This is a genomic window from uncultured Campylobacter sp. (assembly GCF_938031315.1).
GTDB lineage: Bacteria > Campylobacterota > Campylobacteria > Campylobacterales > Campylobacteraceae > Campylobacter_B.
Genome location: NZ_CALHHT010000017.1, coordinates 1 through 2289, shown reverse-complemented (window position 1 = coordinate 2289; position 2289 = coordinate 1). Strand labels below are relative to the sequence as shown.

3 protein-coding genes are annotated in these 2289 nt (G+C 43.3%); all 3 read right to left on the bottom strand.

Annotated features, from left to right (window positions below):
• Positions 1-18 precede the first annotated feature (18 nt).
• Positions 19-303: a hypothetical protein gene (locus Q0236_RS00435; protein WP_297913715.1), complete on the bottom strand. Its 285-nt coding sequence runs from the start codon at positions 301-303 to the stop codon at positions 19-21.
• Between the two features lie 274 nt (positions 304-577).
• The gene (locus tag Q0236_RS00430) at positions 578-1324 is read right to left on the bottom strand and encodes a DUF4198 domain-containing protein (protein ID WP_297913712.1); all 747 of its coding nucleotides are present in this window, start codon (positions 1322-1324) and stop codon (positions 578-580) included.
• Positions 1325-1358: 34 nt separating this feature from the next.
• Positions 1359-2289 (bottom strand): TonB-dependent receptor (locus Q0236_RS00425; RefSeq protein WP_297913709.1); only part of this gene is annotated, 931 nt, incomplete at its 5' end.

Genomic DNA, 2289 nt, shown 5'->3' with positions numbered 1-2289 from the left:
CATAGAGTATGGTAAAGGCTAAATAAATACGATAGTCCAAAGCACTCGGGCGATAAAGTTAATTAAATACGCCCTAAAGACCTTACTATCGGAGATATCAGAGATCATTTTGGTCGCGGAGAGCTTAAAGACCATCGAAGTAAAAATCACGGCGACGATTACGGCTGCGGCGGTAAAAAATCCAATCATCGTAATATCGCGCAAAAGCTCGCAACAAGCCCAAATGATCAGATAACAGCAGATCGATAAAACGCTAGAGGTTATGCCGCGGAATTTTATGGCGTCTAAAGTGTTGCGCTTCATTTTTTGCCTTTGGATTTTTAAAATTTATGGCGGATTATACTTGCGGGGTTTGAAATTTAGATAAATTTAGAAACTGCGTATTGCTAAATTTATCCAAATTTTGAAATCTCACGCCGATTTTAGAATTTGCGACATTTGGCGAAAGAGGGCGTTTGCTAGATAGTCATCCACCGCTAATCGGCAGATGCTCTAGTTAAAATTTAATCCCTCGCGCTTTAAAATTTGAATTTCAAACGCAAGAGACTTTAAATTTAAGGATCGAATTGATCGAATTTTATTTTACCTCAAAAGCAAAAGACGCGATGATCGTCTCTTCGTCGCATTTTTTCGGATCTGAAAATGCAAGCTTATTTCTCGCTTTGAGTATCCATGGTCCGGGCTTTAGAGCCAAGACTTCGATTTCGCCCTTATCGTCGGTCATGCCATAAAACGCGCTCATATCTTCTAAAAATCCATCCGGCGCGCCTTCTACTGCAGTTTCTGCGAGCGGTTTGCCCTCAAACAAGACTTTGATCTTAAATGGCTTATTGGCTTTGAAATTTGCCGGATTTTCCAAAGGCACGATCTCTAAGCGCTCGCCTACCGGCTTGGTTATCAGATCGCCCGCCTGCGTATTGATGACGCCCTTTGCGAGCATAGTGGCGCGACGGCAAAATTTCGCGTCTTTGATCGTATCTTTCGTGCCGCCCATATGCCATTTGCCGCTTTTATCCTCGGTCCAAAAGGTCGGTTTATATTGCCCGGTAATAATATAGACGCCTTCTGGCTGCTTTTCGCCCTCAAATTTATAGTTTTCGCTCGTGCGCTTTAGCTCGATTTTTTTGCCGTTTTTATCTATGACTACGGGGATTTCAAAATTATTCTCCCTCTGCTTATCAATCGGCTCGCACGTGGCAAATCCATCTCCAAATCCGATCTGAACCCTCAGTTTGTCGTCATTTTGACCCGCAAGCCAAAAATCATGCGCGCCAGCTACGCTAAATGCACCTAAAACTGCCAATACAGCTAAACTTTTCCTCATTTTTCATCCTTTCCTTTAATAAAATTTACTAAATTTAAAAACTATATCTTACGCCGACGCCGAGCGTTCTGCCTTTGCCATAGGTGATCAAGACATTACTCGCTCTGTCGCGTATGTGCGAGAAATACTCTTTGTCGGTCAAATTTTTGACGTAAAAATACACGTCAAAGCCATCTTTTAGGTAGCCTACTTTTGCATCCGCCGTAAAATAGCTCTTTTGGGCTAGCTTATTTTGAGCATCGAAGTAGGTCTTGCCTATCATATTTCCGTCCAGTCTTGTATAAATTCCCATCGGAGCGTAGTATGACGCGCCCAAAGAGAGCTTATACTCGGGGTTTTTCTCGATTTTATTGCCCTTATTATTCGTGCCGTCTTTGTTGATGTAATCTCCGTATTTGGTCTTTAGCAGACTTGCGGCTAAATTTATATCAAGCTCCTTGCTCGCTTTTGCGACGCCTTCAAATTCCACACCCATAGATTTTGATTTATCGGCGTTTGCGGTCGAGTAGATGTTGGGGTTATTGGGGTCGGTATAAAATATATGCGTGCCCTTGATGTCCATATAAAATAGCGCGGTAGAAAATCTAAAGCTCTCATACGAACCCTTTACGCCGATCTCGTAATCATCGCTTGTTTGTGCGTCAAATTTATTATCCTCCCTGCTGCCGCCGGTGGTGTAGAAATTAAAGCCGCCAGCTAGATAGCCCTTTGAATACATCGCGTAAATATTTAGCTCGTCGGTGATATCGTATCCAAGTGCGATTTTTGGCAAAAACGTCCTAAATGTCGCTTTTTCGTCCATCGAAAACGCGGGCGCACCGGGATTGTGTCCCAACTCGTATGAAAAGTAATCGACCTTTGTGTGTTTTCTGATCTGCTGATACCTGCCGCCAAGCGTAGCGTCAAATTTACTCGTGATCGGATAGATGATCTGACCGAATACCGATGCCGTCTGCGCACGATTG